The following is a 708-nucleotide window of genomic DNA, read 5'->3' as shown; positions in this document are numbered from 1 at the left end:
AAATGGTTTTTACTACCTAATCTGGGCTTATCGCAAGTTAATACGTCTTTCATCGCCTCTGACTGCCAAGGCATCCACCGTGTACGCTTAGTCACTTAACCATACAACCCCAAGAGGTTTCGTATGGCATAAACAACCAAGGTTGAACTCGTCATTGCGAGTTCTGGTTTTTCGCCGGATTCAAAATACAAGAACACTTGAATGTGTTGTTCTTCGTTTTACAAAGTAAAACAAAGGATATTAAGAACTTTTAAATTTTGATTTGAATAACTCGTAAGTTATTTAAATCAGTCAGCTTTCCAAATTGTTAAAGAGCGATTTCACGCTTATGCGTGTAACCATTTTTAAAGACTCTCAAATGAGAATACTTAAAGATGGTGGAGCTATGCGGGATCGAACCGCAGACCTCCTGCGTGCAAGGCAGGCGCTCTCCCAGCTGAGCTATAACCCCAAATATAATGTTATCCAATACTTTCTGGAAAGTATTGGTGGGTCTGAGTGGATTTGAACCACCGACCTCACCCTTATCAGGGGTGCGCTCTAACCAACTGAGCTACAGACCCAACATTAAGTCTCTTAATTTTTAACCTAATCAATCTGTGTGAACACTCATAAATCGTAATCTATCGTTTAAGGAGGTGATCCAGCCCCAGGTTCCCCTAGGGCTACCTTGTTACGACTTCACCCCAGTCATGAACCACAAAGTGG

General features: G+C 41.8%; 2 tRNA genes and 2 rRNA genes. All 4 read right to left on the bottom strand.

The features are described from left to right. A 23S ribosomal RNA gene (locus tag HC728_RS19720) occupies positions 1 to 101 on the bottom strand; the annotation flags it as partial. A gap of 274 nt (positions 102 to 375) precedes the next feature. Next, positions 376 to 451: transfer RNA gene (locus HC728_RS19715), tRNA-Ala, on the bottom strand. A gap of 35 nt (positions 452 to 486) precedes the next feature. Then, a tRNA-Ile gene (locus tag HC728_RS19710) sits at positions 487 to 563 on the bottom strand. 68 nt (positions 564 to 631) lie between these two features. Then, positions 632 to 708 (bottom strand): 16S ribosomal RNA (locus HC728_RS19705); the annotation flags it as partial.

Origin of the sequence: Aliivibrio sp. S10_S31, from assembly GCF_014694495.1 — a bacterium.
In the GTDB taxonomy this organism is placed as follows: domain Bacteria; phylum Pseudomonadota; class Gammaproteobacteria; order Enterobacterales; family Vibrionaceae; genus Aliivibrio; species Aliivibrio fischeri.
This window is presented reverse-complemented; position numbering and strand designations above follow the sequence as displayed.